The 16,163-nt window shown below is 44.4% G+C and carries 18 protein-coding genes; 15 read left to right on the top strand and 3 right to left on the bottom strand.

The annotated features are described in order from the left end of the window. Positions 1-97 precede the first annotated feature (97 nt). Positions 98-991, bottom strand: a complete 894-nt coding sequence (locus H6G40_RS15730; protein WP_069475503.1) for a DMT family transporter — start codon at positions 989-991, stop codon at positions 98-100. A gap of 168 nt (positions 992-1,159) precedes the next feature. On the opposite strand from H6G40_RS15730, the gene H6G40_RS15725 reads away from it, so the two are divergent. From H6G40_RS15725 to H6G40_RS15705, 5 genes are read left to right on the top strand one after another with little or no spacing between them, the layout of a single operon-like run. Then, on the top strand, positions 1,160-1,516 hold the full coding sequence (locus tag H6G40_RS15725) for a DUF1823 family protein (RefSeq protein ID WP_002749585.1): 357 nt from the start codon (positions 1,160-1,162) through the stop codon (positions 1,514-1,516). Between the two features lie 31 nt (positions 1,517-1,547). Further along, the gene (locus H6G40_RS15720; RefSeq protein ID WP_016517069.1) at positions 1,548-2,678 is read left to right on the top strand and encodes a CO2 hydration protein; all 1,131 of its coding nucleotides are present in this window, start codon (positions 1,548-1,550) and stop codon (positions 2,676-2,678) included. A 54-nt stretch (positions 2,679-2,732) separates the two neighbouring features. Then, positions 2,733-3,296 carry a GUN4 domain-containing protein gene (locus H6G40_RS15715; RefSeq protein WP_002736466.1) on the top strand — a complete coding sequence of 188 codons (564 nt, stop codon included), beginning with the start codon at positions 2,733-2,735 and terminating at the stop codon, positions 3,294-3,296. 3 nt (positions 3,297-3,299) lie between these two features. Continuing rightward, the gene (gene nrtS / locus H6G40_RS15710; RefSeq protein WP_069475502.1) at positions 3,300-3,551 is read left to right on the top strand and encodes a nitrate/nitrite transporter NrtS; all 252 of its coding nucleotides are present in this window, start codon (positions 3,300-3,302) and stop codon (positions 3,549-3,551) included. Between the two features lie 33 nt (positions 3,552-3,584). Then, on the top strand, positions 3,585-3,845 hold the full coding sequence (locus H6G40_RS15705; protein ID WP_242028771.1) for a hypothetical protein: 261 nt from the start codon (positions 3,585-3,587) through the stop codon (positions 3,843-3,845). 11 nt (positions 3,846-3,856) lie between these two features. On the opposite strand, the gene H6G40_RS15700 is transcribed toward H6G40_RS15705, so the two are convergent. Together H6G40_RS15700 and H6G40_RS15695 are read right to left on the bottom strand one after the other, a co-directional pair. Continuing rightward, complete coding sequence (locus tag H6G40_RS15700; RefSeq protein ID WP_190537935.1) at positions 3,857-5,116, bottom strand: L-lactate MFS transporter; 1,260 nt, start codon at positions 5,114-5,116, stop codon at positions 3,857-3,859. 168 nt (positions 5,117-5,284) lie between these two features. Further along, the gene (locus tag H6G40_RS15695) at positions 5,285-5,884 is read right to left on the bottom strand and encodes a peroxiredoxin (RefSeq protein ID WP_002735961.1); all 600 of its coding nucleotides are present in this window, start codon (positions 5,882-5,884) and stop codon (positions 5,285-5,287) included. A gap of 431 nt (positions 5,885-6,315) precedes the next feature. On the opposite strand from H6G40_RS15695, the gene H6G40_RS15690 reads away from it, so the two are divergent. The 10 genes from H6G40_RS15690 (at position 6,316) to H6G40_RS15645 (ending at position 16,063) form a co-directional block, all read left to right on the top strand. After that, complete coding sequence (locus H6G40_RS15690) at positions 6,316-6,789, top strand: helix-turn-helix domain-containing protein (protein ID WP_190537933.1); 474 nt, start codon at positions 6,316-6,318, stop codon at positions 6,787-6,789. A gap of 7 nt (positions 6,790-6,796) precedes the next feature. Beyond that, positions 6,797-9,415 (top strand): peptidase domain-containing ABC transporter, encoded by a 2,619-nt coding sequence (locus H6G40_RS15685; protein ID WP_069475499.1) that lies wholly within the window; start codon positions 6,797-6,799, stop codon positions 9,413-9,415. Between the two features lie 2 nt (positions 9,416-9,417). Beyond that, positions 9,418-10,872 (top strand): beta-barrel domain-containing protein, encoded by a 1,455-nt coding sequence (locus H6G40_RS15680; protein WP_002752472.1) that lies wholly within the window; start codon positions 9,418-9,420, stop codon positions 10,870-10,872. An 18-nt stretch (positions 10,873-10,890) separates the two neighbouring features. Continuing rightward, positions 10,891-11,625, top strand: coding sequence for a peptidylprolyl isomerase (locus tag H6G40_RS15675; protein WP_069475498.1), 735 nt, complete (start codon positions 10,891-10,893; stop codon positions 11,623-11,625). A gap of 57 nt (positions 11,626-11,682) precedes the next feature. Next, positions 11,683-11,880, top strand: a complete 198-nt coding sequence (locus tag H6G40_RS15670) for a type II toxin-antitoxin system MqsA family antitoxin (protein ID WP_069475497.1) — start codon at positions 11,683-11,685, stop codon at positions 11,878-11,880. A 776-nt stretch (positions 11,881-12,656) separates the two neighbouring features. Next, positions 12,657-12,851 (top strand): hypothetical protein, encoded by a 195-nt coding sequence (locus H6G40_RS15665; RefSeq protein WP_069475496.1) that lies wholly within the window; start codon positions 12,657-12,659, stop codon positions 12,849-12,851. Between the two features lie 463 nt (positions 12,852-13,314). After that, the gene (locus tag H6G40_RS15660; RefSeq protein WP_069475494.1) at positions 13,315-14,670 is read left to right on the top strand and encodes a tetratricopeptide repeat protein; all 1,356 of its coding nucleotides are present in this window, start codon (positions 13,315-13,317) and stop codon (positions 14,668-14,670) included. Between the two features lie 263 nt (positions 14,671-14,933). Then, on the top strand, positions 14,934-15,281 hold the full coding sequence (locus tag H6G40_RS15655) for a hypothetical protein (RefSeq protein WP_002737363.1): 348 nt from the start codon (positions 14,934-14,936) through the stop codon (positions 15,279-15,281). Then, positions 15,278-15,520 carry a hypothetical protein gene (locus H6G40_RS15650; RefSeq protein ID WP_002737863.1) on the top strand — a complete coding sequence of 81 codons (243 nt, stop codon included), beginning with the start codon at positions 15,278-15,280 and terminating at the stop codon, positions 15,518-15,520. The genes H6G40_RS15655 and H6G40_RS15650 overlap by 4 nt, the downstream gene beginning before the upstream one ends. Before the next feature lie 348 nt (positions 15,521-15,868). Continuing rightward, positions 15,869-16,063 carry a biotin/lipoyl-binding protein gene (locus H6G40_RS15645; RefSeq protein ID WP_069475493.1) on the top strand — a complete coding sequence of 65 codons (195 nt, stop codon included), beginning with the start codon at positions 15,869-15,871 and terminating at the stop codon, positions 16,061-16,063. Positions 16,064-16,163: the final 100 nt, after the last annotated feature.

The raw sequence follows: 16,163 nt of genomic DNA, 5'->3' as shown, positions 1-16,163 counted from the left end.
TCATTCAGTCATCATTGTACACTAATCTAGTCTGTGTCTGTGGTTACAATCGGCGATCGAGATCGCACTTAACCAGTAATTTAGATACACTAACAGCTTATCCGCCCAAAATAGCAATGCCTACGCCGATTAATAGAATTAATCCGCCATAAATGACTTCTTGGGGGGGGATTTCACCAAAAATGAACACTCCTAACAGACTAGCGGCGATTGGCTCTAATAAAATTACCATGGTTACTATTGTCGGTGCTACCCATCGCAAAGCCCAGTTAAAGCTAGTATGACCGATTAATTGCGGAAAAATCGCCATCATTAACACATAAACATACACGGATAGGGGATAGCTTTCGTAATCTTGACCAAATAAAAAAATAGAAGGTAATAAGGCTAATCCTGCGGTAGTGTAGGCTACAGTTATATAATTCTTAATATTTAAGCCCTTTCTTTGTGCTTCCCGTCCGAGGAGAATATAACCACTGACGAGAATTGCCCCAATTAAAGCCAAGCTATTGCCCAATAAAGGGTTAGGATAAGAACTACTCACATCTCGATCGGCTAAAACAATCAATAATCCCCCCGTTAAAGCCACAAAAATGCCGATAAAGGTTAATTTAGTCGGTTTTTCTCGAAACCACCACCAACCCAACAGGGAAACCCAGAGGGGATTAGTAGTGACTAAAGTGGTGGAAGCGGCGATCGAGGTGTAGGATAGAGAAGTAATCCAAGTAGCAAAATGGAGAGCTAAACAAAATCCTGCCCCCACTGCGTAATAATAGGCTTGAATAGGGACTTTTTGGCGTGATAAGGTCAACCAGTTCGGAATTAGGACAACAGAAGCCAATATCAGACGAGAAGTCGCTAAAAATAAACTAAATGCGATCGTAGCATTACCTACCGCTTCGATCGCTAACCGGATAAAAATTGCCGATGCAGAAACCGACACCACACCGATAGTTAGAATAAAAATAATTTTGGCGTTAGAAGGAGGCAAAATAGGCTACGCTTACGCGATGATCAATGATGTTATTCACCAGTTATTTTAACCGTAGGCAGTAGCCAGTCGTCAGTAGCCGGTCGTCAGGAAATAGGAGATTATTTTATTTATTCTCCCCACACCCCACACCCCACACCCCACACCCCACACCCCATTCACTTGATTATGGAACTACCAGAATTAAATATAGAGACAATTTGGGCGATTATTAACGATGAAATTGACGACGAAACCGTTAATAAATTGGTTTGGCAAAGTTTAGGTTATCGCTACGATGAAAGTCAAGGAAAATGGGATAATAGTCAAGTAGAGGAAGATTGGCTCCGTGAATATCCCGAACCCCCGGATTTTATTGCCAATCGTCCCCCAACAGTAAAATTAACTCGATCGATCTTGCCAGAAAATAAACAATTATTAAAAGATAAATTGGGGTTTACCGGTTATAAAATTGGCGAATTCAATCCCCGCATGACTCGCCGTGCCACCGCCGCTAATTGGTTGTGCTTTTATGGGTTAAAATAGATCAGGAAAGTTATTTTATCAAGCTTCTAGCATGGTTACTATCCCTGTCAAGTCCTCCTCTCATCCCCTAGCATCCTATATTGAGCGTCTCACTGCTGGGGAAGCATTGTTAAAAGATACTCCCCAGAATTTGATCGAGGTAGTGGGTATCCTGAAAAGTTACGGAGTGGTGTTAGATGCTTATTCCAAAAATTTAATTTATATTGCGGAAAATCAGTTTTTGGTTTTTTTCCCTTTCTTTAAATATTTTAATGGTCAAGTATCTTGGCAAAAATTACTACAACACTGGTGGCATAATCGCATTAATTTTGAGTATGCTGAATACTGTATGAAAGCCATGTTTTGGCATGGTGGGGGTGGTTTAGATAGTTATGTAGATGGTGCCGCTTTTCGGGAAGTGACAGCCAAAGTTATTCAAGCCAAATTTAGGAATAATCCCCTAGTTTTAATTTTAAATAAAGCCTTTCCTGAATTTTTGCCAGAACAAATGCGGATGATGGCCTACTATAGCGGTTTAGGTCAATTTTGGCGAATTATGGCCGATACTTTTTTAAGTTTATCCGATCTCTACGATGTCGGAAAAATTACCAATATTCCCGAAGTGGTGGCACACATTAAGAAAAATTTAGTTGATAATGCTAGTCAAGCAATTGTCTATCAGGTAAAAATCAAAGGACAAACCTATGATCTGATCCCCAAATCGGCAGGATTAACCTTTCTTGCAGATACGGCAATCCCCTACGTTGAGGCGGTTTTCTTTCGCGGAACACCTTTTCCCGGTACAATTTCCTATAATGCCCAAGCCTATCAAATTCCCTACGATCAAGGAATGTTTGCCTATGGTGCTTTGTATGCGGATCCTTTACCCATCGGAGGTGCAGGGATTCCTCCCACACTATTAATGCAGGATATGCGTCACTTTTTGCCAGATTATCTGCACGACATTTATAAAAAGAGTTTTCGTCAAGAGGAAGATTTATTAGTCCAGATCTGCGAAACTTTTCAAAAGTCGATGTTTTGTGTAACAACGGCAGCTATTCAAGGATTAGCACCTTACCCTTTAACTACCACAGATTTAAAAGAACAAAAAGCCAATCGCATCTATCTAGAAGCATGGATGAATCGCTTTGTCAAGTCAAGATTAGAAGCGGTAAATCAATAATTATTCTGCCGATAAATCGGTAAGTTTTGCAGTCAACAAACCCCCTTTACATTTATGTCAGATATTAACGCCCAACTTCAGGATATTTTAGCTCAATTGCAATCTTTAACCGAACGGGTTGCCCTCATCGAAGCGCGGCAGATGTTAGTACCAGACATCGAGCGCTATGGTAAATTACAGCAATTACTAGCTGAGGGGAACTTTAGGGAGGCAGACGCAGAAACTCTCCGAGTTATCCTCGAAACTGCCGGCAGAACCCGCGATACTTTAACCCCAGAGGATATGATGCGGTTTCCCGTTAATGTGATTCGAGTACTCGATCGCCTTTGGAAAAATTATAGCGGCGATCATTTCGGTTTTAGCAATCAGGTGAAGTTATATTTTGCCGCCGGCGGTAGTATTAACACCCTGCGTACCCAAGACGCGGAAACGATTAGAAAATTTGGGGAATTGGTAGGATGGCGCGACAAAGATGAGTGGCGTATCGATGATTATGATCACTGGGATTTTAGTCTAGCGGCTCCTGAAGGCTGTTTTCCCGCTCTCTGGTGGAAGTCTCCCTACGGGTTAAAAATGGTGACTTTTTGCTTTACTCGCCTGATAGAGTGCGATTTATAGGCAATGAAAGGGATTATCGACTATTTTCGGGCTTTATTATCCCCCCAATTTGCCCCCACTGGGATAAAAGTGGCTGTAGTAGTGGGGACAATTTTATTGACAATTAACCACGGTTATGCTATAGTGGGCGGCCGTATGACAAGCGATCGCTGGCTGGCGGCATCACTGACTTATCTAGTTCCCTATCTGGTCAATGTTCATGGGCAGTATAGCAGTTATCGCCGTCAGCAGTGGCCGAAAAAATCCCAACAATAAAGGCAATGAATATACCTCTAAGTGGTGATTTCTTTGACTCTAGGGAACTCCCTGTTAGCAGAGGGCTGCTATGATAGCGATCGAGAGGAATATTGGGGAGTCCGATTTACCATGGCTGCTGTTTTATTGAAAACTGGCGAATTCCAAGAAATCCCTGATGATCAGTTAATTTCTTTCCTCGAGAAAAACCGAGATTTGATTCAAGATCGACAATCACCCCGAAAAAGAGCGATTAAAAGACCTATTTCGACTATTTTAAACTATAAAATGGCGGCAGTATCTACTCTAGGGTAAGATTAACTCCCTTAGCTAGGATTTGATAGCTGCGATCGCTCTCTTTTCAGTAAGGCACTAGCGAGAAAAATACCCAGTATTGCCAATACAGCCATGGCATAAAACGCATAAGTGTAAGTACCGAACCAATCGCGAATTCTACCGGTTACTAAAGTGCCGATCAAAGCACCGACACCGTAGGCAGTAAAAACAATACCGTAATTTTGGGCGTAGTGGTCAGGATTGAAGAAGTGGAGAGTGGTAGCGGGAGCTAGGGCTAACCATCCCCCTAAACAAAACCAAAATAGACAAAAAGCCACTAGATAGCTAGTAACCGCCCCTTTTTCGGCCTTGACCATCAACAGGCAACCGATCAAAATGAGTGTATAGGCCCCGATCGCTAGATAATGGGGTTTCCAGCGATCGCTTAACCAACCGAACAAAGGACGACTAATACCATTAAACAAAGCAAATAGAGCCACACTACTAGCGGCTAACCCCGGCTCGATCTGAATAATTTCCTCAGCGACAGGACTAGAAATACCGATAGCACTCAAGCCAATTAAAGCACCAATAGCATAGCAAAGCCATAAGCCATAAAATGAGCGACTTTTCAGCATATTCACTGGATAATTGGCCAGAAAGTCGGATTTTCGATTAGCTAAATTGGCGGGAGGTTGCCAGTCCTGGGGGGGTAATTTCATGGCGAGGGCAATCATCACAATAATTATTGTAAAGATAATCCCCAAAAATCTTAAACTTGGTCTAACGCTATATTCATTGATTAATCGATTGGCTAAAGGTGCGGTAATCAGGGGAGAAAGGCCAAATCCGATGATAGTTAAACCCACCGCTAAACCTTTTTTGTCGGGAAACCAGCGTGCCACCACTGCCATGGGAACACCGTAAGCGATGCCGACTCCCGTGCCAGCAATAACTCCGTAGGTCAGAATAATTGTCTGGATCTGAGCGGCAAAACTAGCGAGAATATAGCCTAAACCGACGATAATTCCGCCGATAGCGGTCATCCTGCGAGTGCCTACCCGGGGGATATAAAAACCGGCGATCGGCATAGAAGCGGCATAAAATACTAGGGCCACAGTGTAGGGCAATAGGCTTTCCGTGGCGCTGAGATTTAATTCTGTTTCTAGGGGTTTTCTAAAGATACTCCAAGAGTACACCGTCCCTAAACAGAGTAAAACACCCATTCCTAGAGGTATTAATAACCATCTACCTTTGGCTGCGGGTAATCCCAAAACTGTCAACTCGGAATCATAATTACTGGTAGTCATAGATCGCCGTGACTCTTTCTAGACTTGTCTGGCCAGTATTCTAGATGGGGTCATGGCTAATGGGGCCAATTTTCCAGAAAATTTTCCGATTAAAATGGGGGGTGAAATAATTCACCCCCTTAAAAGTCTCTCCCCATCTATAGCTGAGGGACTTCTAACGAACTTTAACTAAACTGCTGCGAAGTAAACTTTTGACTTCACAGGATCGGGAACCATAGTAGCATCCCCTTCTTGCCAACCGGCGGGACAAACTTCATCCGGATGGGATTGGACGTATTGAATCGCTTTCAGAGTGCGGAGGGTTTCATCGACACTGCGACCAAAGGAAAGATTATTAATAGTAGCGTGTTGGATAACACCTTCTTTATCGATGATAAAGAGACCGCGCAGGGACACCCCCGCATCTGGGTCAAGAACATTGTAAGCGGTGCTGATTTCTTTTTTCAGATCCGACACCAAAGGATAGGCCACATCCCCCACACCGCCGGATTTTCTCTCGGTTTGAATCCATGCGAGGTGAGCAAATTCGCTATCGACGGACACCCCTAAAATCTCGGTGTTGATGCTGGCAAATTCGCTAACTCGATCGCTGAAAGCGGTAATTTCCGTGGGGCAAACAAAGGTAAAATCGAGGGGATAGAAGAATAAAACGACGTATTTACCCCGATAATCCGACAATTTGATGGTTTTGAACTCTTGATCGAAAACGGCGGTCGCGGTGAAATCCGGCGCCGCTTGTCCGACTCTTAAGCAACCTTCGGCGGTCATACTTTTAATCTCCTTAATCTAGTTTCTGGGAAAATGCAACTATTTTTACATTCCTTAACAACTATATCATAGTCATAACGATTTTGAGTAATTGGCCGTTAGTTGGTTGTTGGGAAGGTTGTCAGCTGTACTGAATTTAAACTGCATATTGGAAATTTTAGTACAAATGCTCAAACTGCCGATCCCTGCTCCCTGCTGCCCGCTCCCTTGCAGTCTTAACGAGTAATTTAGATAGTCAACAGCTTATCGGGGGAGAGCAAAAGAATTTAATAGACTGCATAATTTTCACTTTCGCAGCCACAATAATAATTTAAGGACAGCGAAAGAGATCGTCACCCGGGGAAGTCAGCCCATTGTACAACTTAGTACATCTTTCTTGCCTCAACGTTCCGACCTGCTGCTGTCTGCTTTTACTTATAGTTGCAAAGGCTATGTCAACGTCATCAAGCACTGGTAAATATCTATCCCCATCCCAACGTCAGCAACTTCTCGAAATCTTAACAGAACCAAATATCTCTGATGTTGATCGCAAACGGATTCAAATCATTCTTTTCGCTGACGAGGGCAAATCCCCGGGCGAGATCCGTAAGCTTCTCGATTGTACTGCCGCCACCGCTAGTAAATGGATACTGATCGCCGAGAGTGGCAAGATCGATCACTGGCAGAAATACCGCCGCGGTCGCCCTTCCAAAGTTGATCAATTTTACCTCGATCGCCTGAGAGAACTGATTAGTAAATCCCCCCGGGATTTCGGCTATTCCTTTAACCGATGGTCGGGAGTTTGGTTAGCGCAGCATCTAGAGAAAGAATTCGGGGTCGCGCTCACCCCCACCCACGTCAATCGCCTCCGCAAACAGCTACAGCCGATCCGCATCATCGATCTTTCTCCTTCAGCCAAAGCTTAAAACAACTATGCTCGATACTCACAGCCTCGTCAATCCCTGGCCAGAATTCCTGTCCGAAACCCAGTGGCGGAGTCTCCAGAAAACGGCGATCACCCTCTCTCCCGAAGCAGGTACACTGCCCCTACAGCCCGGATTATATCTAGTGGTTCGCGGCAAAGTTCGCATAGCGAACTCGCAGCAAAAAGAGATGATCGCGCTCAAAACCGACGAATTTTTTGGAGAATTCACCCTCTTTCCCCGATCGGGTTTTCTTCCCTACTCGGTTCGAGTCTCCGCAAAGGCGGAACTACTTCTTATCCCCGAGTCCGCCCTGAGGCCGATCCTGAAAAAACACCCCGCCCTGAAAAAAACATTACTGCAACGGGCGCGGGAAATTGAGCAACTTCTTGGGACGAAGACAGAAGAAACGGACAAAAAAAGCGATCGAGCCTATTTTCCCTCTCCGGCGCAGCGGTTAGGTCACTGGATCGGGCAATCCCTCCGCCGTTATCCCTTCTTCGAGCAACAGTCCGCCTCCGATTGCGGGGCGGCCGGTTTAGTCATGATCGCCCGTTATTGGGGCAAAAGAATCAGCGTCAACCGTTTGCGGGAAATGGCCAACGTCAACCGCGACGGGGCATCCCTGTCGGGACTGATCACCGCGGCGGAAAATATCGGCCTCTCCACCCGTCCGGTAAAAGCGACTCTAGAGGGATTAGGGAAACAGCCCCTACCGGCGATCGCTCACTGGGAAGGCAAACACTTCGTTGTTATCTGGAAAATTACCCCCAAACAGGTGATTATTGGCGATCCAGCGATCGGGCAATTAACCCTAAGTCGTGCCGAATTCGCCAGTAAATGGACGGGATTCACCCTGCTGCTCCAACCGAACCAGAAATTCCGGGACACGAAAGAGGATAAAACCTCTCTCTGGCAGTTTTATCGCTTACTGGAACCCCATTGGTTCGTGCTGCTGGAAATTTTCGTCGCCTCGCTTTTTATCCAGATATTCGGCTTAATTACGCCGATTTTCACCCAGTTAATCCTCGATCGAGTAATCGTCCAGGGGTCCTTAACTACCCTTTGGGCGATGGGGATCGGTGCGCTAATTTTCGGGGTTTTTCGGGTAGCAATTACCGGTTTACGCGCCTATCTCCTCGATCACACCGCTAATCGCATCGATACGGCATTAATCACCGGTTTTATCCGCCATACCCTCAGCCTTCCCCTCGGTTATTTCGAGTCCCGCTATGTGGGCGATATCATTTCTCGCGTCGGGGAAAATCGCAAGATCCAGCGTTTTCTCTCTGGGGAAGCTCTCTCGATTTTACTTGACTTATTAACGGTTTTCGTGTATGTGGCGGTGATGTTCCGCTATAGCTGGCAATTAGCCCTCATCAGTTTGGCGATTGTGCCACCGTTCCTTCTACTGGCGTTAATTTCTACCCCTTTTCTGCAGCGAATATCCCGGGATATTTTTCAGGCACTCGCTAAAGAAAGCAGTTACCTAATCGAGATTTTAACCGGTATTCGTACCGTCAAATCTACCGCCACAGAGCGATCGACCCGTTGGCACTGGGAAGACCTTTTCTCGGTGGAGGTCAAGAAAAATTTCTCCGGGCAGATCATCGGCAATAATCTCCAGATATTCAGTAATCTGATCGAATCTTTAGCGACGACGGGGTTACTCTGTTTCGGTGCCTATCTAGTGATTCAAAATCAATTATCGATCGGACAACTGATCGCCTTTAATATGCTTTTTGCCCAGATCATTGCGCCTTTTCAACGCTTAACCGTTCTCTGGACGCAATTTCAAGAAGTCAATATCGCCGTCGAGCGCATTAACGATGTACTGGACGCGAAACCGGAGGAGAATTTAGAGGAACTTTCCCGTCAGTTTCTCCCAGAATTACAGGGACATATTCGCTTTGAAAATGTCACCTTTCGCTACCACACCGACAGCGATCAGAATGTTTTAGAAAACCTCAGTTTTGAAATTTTACCCGGTCAAACCGTTGCCATCGTCGGTCGGAGCGGTTCGGGAAAAACCACGATCTCGAAATTACTGATCGGCCTCTATCCCCCCACCGATGGGAAGATATCGATCGACGGTTACGATCTGAGTACGATCGCCCTCAGTTCCCTCCGGCAACAGGTGGGAGTCGTCGATCAGGATACCTTTCTCTTCGGTTCCACGATTCGGGAAAATATCAGTTTAGGTCATCCCGATCGCCCCCTAGAAAATGTGGTGGTCGCGGCGAAATTAGCGGGAATTCATGACTTTATTCAATCACTGCCGATGGGGTACGAAACCCAGATCGGCGAGGGTGGAGGGCTACTTTCCGGGGGACAGAGACAACGGATCGCCATCGCTCGATCGTTGATGGGAGAGCCGCGGTTATTAATCCTCGATGAAGCCACTTCCCACCTCGATACCGAATCGGAACGGATTATTCAAACAAATCTCCAGAAAATTCGGCAGAATCGCACCATGGTGATTATCGCCCATCGCCTCTCTACGGTGCGGAACGCGGATTGTATTCTCGTTCTCGATCGAGGGGTATTAGTCGATAGTGGAACCCACGAAGAATTAATGGCCAGACCTGGAATTTACCGTAATTTGAACTCTAATCAATTGAGTGAATAACTATGACAACCAATCTAGACAGAGAGCGCGATAACTGGTCTTTCCATACCAAAGAATTGATCGATACTTTACCCCTACCCTGGACGCGTGGTTTACTCTATTTTCTGATTATTTTCGTCTCGATCATTCTCCCCTGGGCGATATTCTCAAAAGTCGATGAAACCGGTGTCGGACCAGGAAAACTGGAACCCCAAGGAGAAACAGTCAAAATCGATGCTATCGCGACGGGAAAAGTGGAAAAAATCTATGTCCGTGAAGGCCAAGAGGTGAAAGCAGGACAACCGATTTTAACCCTAGATTCCTCATTAATCGGCAAGGAAATACAACAAATTGAGGAGAAAATAGAAGGACAAAAAAGCCGTCTTTCCCAACAGAAACTTGTCAAAAGTCAGTTAGAGATTTCTTTAACCACCCAAAGCCAACAAAATCGCGCGGCAGCAGCGGAAAAAGAAGCCTCGATCGAACAAGCGCGGGAGAATGTGGACGCATTAATCAAGAAGGCCAAAATATCCCTAGAAGAACAACAAGCGCGGGTAAATCAAGCGAAAACCGCCCTCGCACAAAGTCAGACCGATTATCCGATTCTCAAAAGTCGTTATGAAACGGCTTTAAAAGAAGTCGATCGCTACCGAAAAGCGTGGGAGGATGGCGCGATATCGGAGGTGCAATTCATCGAGCGCGAGGACAATGCCAAGGAGCGCCAACAACTCTACGAGCGGGGAAAAGCGGAGGTAAAAGAAAATCAACATAAACTAGCGGAATTAAAAAGTGCCTACCGTCAGACGAGTCAACAAACGAGCGCCGATATCGCCCAAGCGCGTCTGCAATTACAGGAGCGGCAGCGGGGTTATCAAAGTCTCCGCCATTCCAACGAGTTGGCACTCTTAAGGGTACAGGAGCAGATTAACAATCTAGACACGGAGATCGCAACACTGGCATCGGAAATCGCCCAAAGCGAGAGCCAACGGCAAGCGCTCCAAATCCAACTAAGTCAGAGGGTTTTAAAGGCGAATACCGACGGCACAATCTTTTCATTACCGATTAAACGCGCGGGTGCGGTGGTGCAGTCGGGAACGCGGGTTGCGGAGATAGCACCGAAAGGATCGCGGTTTATTCTCAAGGCAGAAATGCCCACGGATCAAAGTCAATTTCTCCGCGCCGGTATGCCGATAAAAGTCAAGTTCGATGCCTATCCTTTTCAGGATTACGGCATTATCGGCGGCAAGATCACCAAGAAATCACCGACGGCGATCGAAAAGGAAACGCCCAACGGAAAAATTAACGTTTTCGAGCTAGAAATTCAACTCGATCGCTCCTGTATTCAAAAGGGAAATCAATGTATTCCCCTCAATCCGGGAGATACGGCTACCGCAGAAGCGATCGTCCGTCAGCGTCGGGTGATCGATTACATCCTCGATCCCTTTAAGGATCTACAAAAAGATGGGTTAAAACTGTAGTTTTTTTCAGGAGTCATTATGTCCCATAGTATCACCATCAGCAATCAAGACCTTATCCAACAGCTTAAGCTATCGGGGAAAGTTCCCGAAATAGTCGAGGGAATTATCGGTCGGAAAATCATCACCGAAACCGCCACGGCAGCGGGGATTAAAAACACGACTGACGAGTTACAACAGGCGGCCGATCAATTCCGTCTCGCCAATGAATTACATAACGCCAAAGATACATGGAATTGGTTGGAAAAACAGGGCTTATCCCTAGACGATTTCGAGGCGATCGTTCAATTCAATTTACTATCGGGTAAATTAGCCGAACATCTTTTCGCAGACAAAATTGAATCCTATTTTGTGGAACACCAGCTAGATTATACTGGCGCGGTGATCTATGAGGTAGTGTTAGCAGATCAGGCGATGGCGGAGGAGTTGTATGAATCAATTCAGGAGGAGGAAATCAGCTTTCAGGAAGTAGCGCATCGCTATATCGAGGATGTGGAATTACGACGCAAGGGGGGTTATCGCGGTACTGTTTACCGTAAGGATTTACGACCGAATCTTTCGTCCGCAATTTTCGCATCGGATTCTTCTCGATTGTTGAAACCGCTGCAAGGCGATCGGGGTTTTCACCTGATTTTTGTCGAGGAAATCCTTAAACCAAAATTAACCGAGGAGTTGGCTCTGAAAATCGGTGTTGATTTGTTTAACGGCTGGGTAAAGGAGAAGATTCAAGAGATAGAATACGAGTTTAGTAATTAATCGTGAACGGGGTGGGCATTGCTCACCCCGCAAACATAGTAAGGGAAGATAAGAGTTATGGAATGTGTGATCTGTAAACACGGTACGACTCGATCGGGTTTTGTTACCGTTACTTTAGAGAGAGATAATTGTATCGTGATTTTAAAACAAGTCCCTGCGGATATCTGTCAGAATTGCGGGGAGTATTATCTAAGCGAGTCGGTCACTGCGGAAGTTTTACAGAAGGCTGATCGCCTATTTTGTAGGTTGGGTTGAAGCATGAAACCCAACATCATCCCCCTATTATTCTTCATGTTTTGTGTTGGGTTGCACTTCGTTTAACCCAACCTACGGATTATTTTACTATAAAATTAATACAATATGGATTAATAAAATACCAATAATCCGATTATTCTTGAGTGAGCTTATTCAGCATAAAAACCAACAAAGCGATTTTTAATACATACACTTTTAAAAATTCCTGAATCTATTCATTAACAGAATTCCCAGTTAATAAAAAAAATAAATAGTGCTTGCTGAATAATGATAAAACCCTTTTAAAATAAGGCTTTTGACCTGTTAAAGTCTGATGTTAGTGCTGCGAAAATAGGATTGTGACCTTCAAAAACTTGGCATTATCCTTCTTGTGGTACGCAAGCTAGTACAAAAAGGAGGGCAACAAAGCCTGAAACGACCGACGACCGGCTACTGAATCCTGACTCCTAACCCCATCAACAAACTTTTTGCCGCAAACCCTAAATAACTCAATTCAGTTAGCTTGGTTGGTTCTCTTTGCTTCCAACAAGACAAGTTCAGAGTTTTTTGTACATAAATTACTTATTTTTGTTTCTTTAAATAGCTTGGAAGCCCGTTGTTTAATCGGTTTTGATGATGTTTTCGCAAAAAACAGTCTTTCAAAAAGAACATAAATAACTCAATTATCTTTTTTTTGTTCGATTTTGATAGTTGATCTGATGTTGAAAAATTGTTATTGTTTTCTTGAATCAATAATTTGATTCATTCATTTAGCGAAAATTTGGAGAATACATCTCATGGCTAACATCAAAATCAACGAGCTCAAAAACACGGTGACTGACGAAATTATCGAGTTTCGCACCGATGCCGCTAACGACAGTCCAGAAAGTATCACCGCTTTTAAAACCTTACGTCAAGTGGTAGGCGGTTGTTGTCGTTGGTGTTGCTGCTCATCTCAATCGGTCGCGGTGGGGAGCATCCCAATTATGTAATGAGTATAAATGCTCAGAAGGGTAAGAAGGCTTTTGTAGTAACGATTCTGGTTCCAATCACACAATTTAGAGAACCGTTGAAAATCTATGAACTCCCGAAAAGGCTTGCCATATAAGTATTTCGCATCTAAGTACAATTGCTTATTGCAAAAGTGGGATGCTCCCTCGCGGTGTAATTAGTCACCGCAATAAGGACAGCCTTATTGAGAATGACTAAACATAGAAGTATGGCGTTGCTGATTTGAGATATGAATCTTCTTTGGTGGAATTTCTTAAAACCTAGACCCAAACTAACTTTTGCAGGGGAACCTGCACAGTTGGCATTCATACCTTGATTCAGCAACGCCTCAGTATTTTATCTTTTCCTTCTCCCAGTTTCCACGGTAGTTCAGCAAAACAAGATACTCCGTTGACTATCGTGGAAATACCAACCAGATAAAGATCGCATTTCTTGAGAATATGTATGCTATTTTTAAACGATTTTCCGATCACTTGGAGCCATCGTCCTTATTTCGATCTTAGTCCCTATCAATCTGGCGCTTGGCATATTCAGGGAATTGACTATAGTTATCGAAATCTTGTCTCCGAAGTGCGAGATACTAATACGTCGTCCGTGAACCCGGTTACTCTCATTCACCCTGCTTCTTTTCGAGAGCAATTGATTCGAGAGACCGGTCTTTTTCAATACTCAATTAACGATCCTCTCACCCTCCCCGATGAGTTGAGAACCGAACGTTGGAGAGTTCTTTGCGAGCATTTAGAGCATTATCGTGAGCTTTCACCCGCTACTCAACTGAAAACAATTAATTTATTATCGAGTTTATGCTTTCATGAAGCGATTACTCGCTATATTCCCGCAATTACCGATGAAAACATTGGCAGAGACCCCACGTTCGCTAGATTAGCTTACAGCCTGGCGATGTCTAAAATCCTCTGTCAAGAAAGTATCAGTACATCAGAAAATCTCGAAGATTTTCAACGAATCGTTCAATACGCTTCTAAAGAAAGCCTGGAGGTTTTCGGGGCGGCCGTAGAACTAATCGCTTTACACGCTACTGTATTTCGAGATATAGCGGCGGTCGCCCATTGGCGAGAAGTAGCGAAAGAGGCACTCTATCACTTCGAACCTTCCCTTGATCGTTTCGAGTTTAAACGTTTAACCAGTGTTTTCCAGCGTGCGGCTGTTTTCGCTCCACTTCTGCGGGGTGAACGGCAAACGGTTATCCGTGAAATGGATCTCTGTCAATCCCTAGCGGAAGAACTAACCCGCGAGTGTAAAAACGACACCGAGAGAATTGCCGCCCATGAAAATCTGACGACGGTTTTTGAGAGTCGAACGAAAGAAGCTCTCTGGTTGGGTGATATCGATCTCGCCGAAGAGAGAGCGAAGAAAATGGTGGCGATGGAACCTCTTTACTCTCGTTATCGCCTGCAACTGGGGGAAATTTTACTGAAACAAAATAAATTTGAAGAAGCGGCGAAAATCTATCGTTCTGCCACTAGACTCGGCCCGCCCGGAATGGCGATCGCTTGGTTTATGGCCGGCCAATGTCACGAACGATTAGGAGAGATAGACATCGCCTGTGATTGCTATCTAGCTTCCCTACAGATGGATGAATTAGCTATCTCCGCCGTGGAGAAAATTAACAAATTGGCCCCCCGGCTAGGTAACTCGATGCTGACCGATTGGAGTACCATGCGTCTAGAACAATTACAGGAACAACAGGGAGGTATGGTCTCTAAAACGAAAACTTCCTATATTCCTGAAGCCGCTTCTGCACTGAAATTAGCGGGTGAACGCGAACTTTCTCAAATTTAACTCAAGGCGATCGCCGATCTGGTAGGTTGGGTTGACGCAAGGAAACCCAACAATTCCCCTAAAACTTACCGAAAACTCAATTAGGCAAAATCGTCTTACCACAGAAGTGATGCAAGAAACTCAGATAGAGTTTGTTCGCTCCTATATTGATGTGGGTGAGTGTGGACTGACCCTGCTAAATAGACCTCTCCAATAATTGTCAAAATAAGAGATGAAGCCCTGACTAAGAGCTTATCAAAAATCTTTTCTGGAGAGGTATAATAGTGAAGAATCAACAGTTGGTAGCTACTAAGGCTGTTGATGAAGTGGATGATGTGACTAATGTGAATGACCCATATAATATTGCCAAACAAGGGGGTAAGCACTCTGGATTCTATAACGAATATGCCAAAAAGCCAGACTCTCAAATCCGAAAAGGAATTGAATCTATAAACAAGCAAATTTCTGAACATCAAAAAAAGATTGAAGCTCCCCAAAAATTTATACCTGATTTTGATAATCTTGATCCTAGACAGCAAAAAGCTCTTCCCGATAAATGGCAAAGTGGCATAAATCGGCAGAGCGAGCAAAAGACTATACTAGAAAGCCTACTCAAGGAGAGAGGGCTATGAACACAGAATCTGTTAACTTTATCAAAGATCATGCACTTATTCTCAAAGAAAAGTACAATGAATCCCTCGCAAAAATTAACGAAGCTGACATAAAAGGAGAGGACTCTTCTTTCTATAAAGGACAAAGCCTTGCTTATTATGATGCTCTTGATTTGATCAAGTCTCAGGTAGAAGCATTTGGTTACAACTCGAAGGAAGTCAACCTGGTTGTTCCTGAATTTGGCAAACAAGCAACTTAGCTATTAAGGTATCAGGTGCGATGCCGAAGGCATACGCCTATCTTGCAAGGTTGGATTGACAACGGAAACCCAACATCATCTCCCTATTCAGGGTGAGAGCATCTCAAACGCTATTGACAATTGGCCAATTTTGTGATCCGCATGGGCATTTCAAGTGATACCAGTCAATCAGAATAGTTACGAAATCGACCCATTTGGTCAATTTTTGCTTAACAATTGAGATGGCCAATTCTCCTCAAATATGCCTGAATCGCTCTCTGGGTAAGCAACTCACATAAAGTTCATTTTGTCAAGGATTGTTAAGATGCGCTTACCCTGGTCAAACTCGACGCAATCACCGCAGGAGAAGTGGAAAAAATCTATGTCCGTGAAGGCCAAGAGGTGAAAGCAGGACAACCGATTTTAACCCTAGATTCTCTATTAATCGGCAAGGAAATACAACAAATCGAGGAGAGAATAGAAGGACAAAAAAGCCGTCTTTCCCAACAGAAACTTGTCAAAAGTCAGTTAGAGATTTCGGTAATGATTTGGGTAATGATTTGATCCCACATTCCGCACCCTCAACTGTCACATAAGCTATCCCCCTCCAGAGACTTGAGTAAAAATACTTAGCTGGTGAAGGTTTTCTCGGCACCAGCTAGGG

The sequence above is a fragment of the Microcystis viridis FACHB-1342 genome, from assembly GCF_014698335.1.
Lineage (GTDB): Bacteria > Cyanobacteriota > Cyanobacteriia > Cyanobacteriales > Microcystaceae > Microcystis > Microcystis ichthyoblabe_A.
Note: the sequence above shows the minus strand (reverse complement) of the source record. Positions and strands in the feature narration are given on the sequence as shown.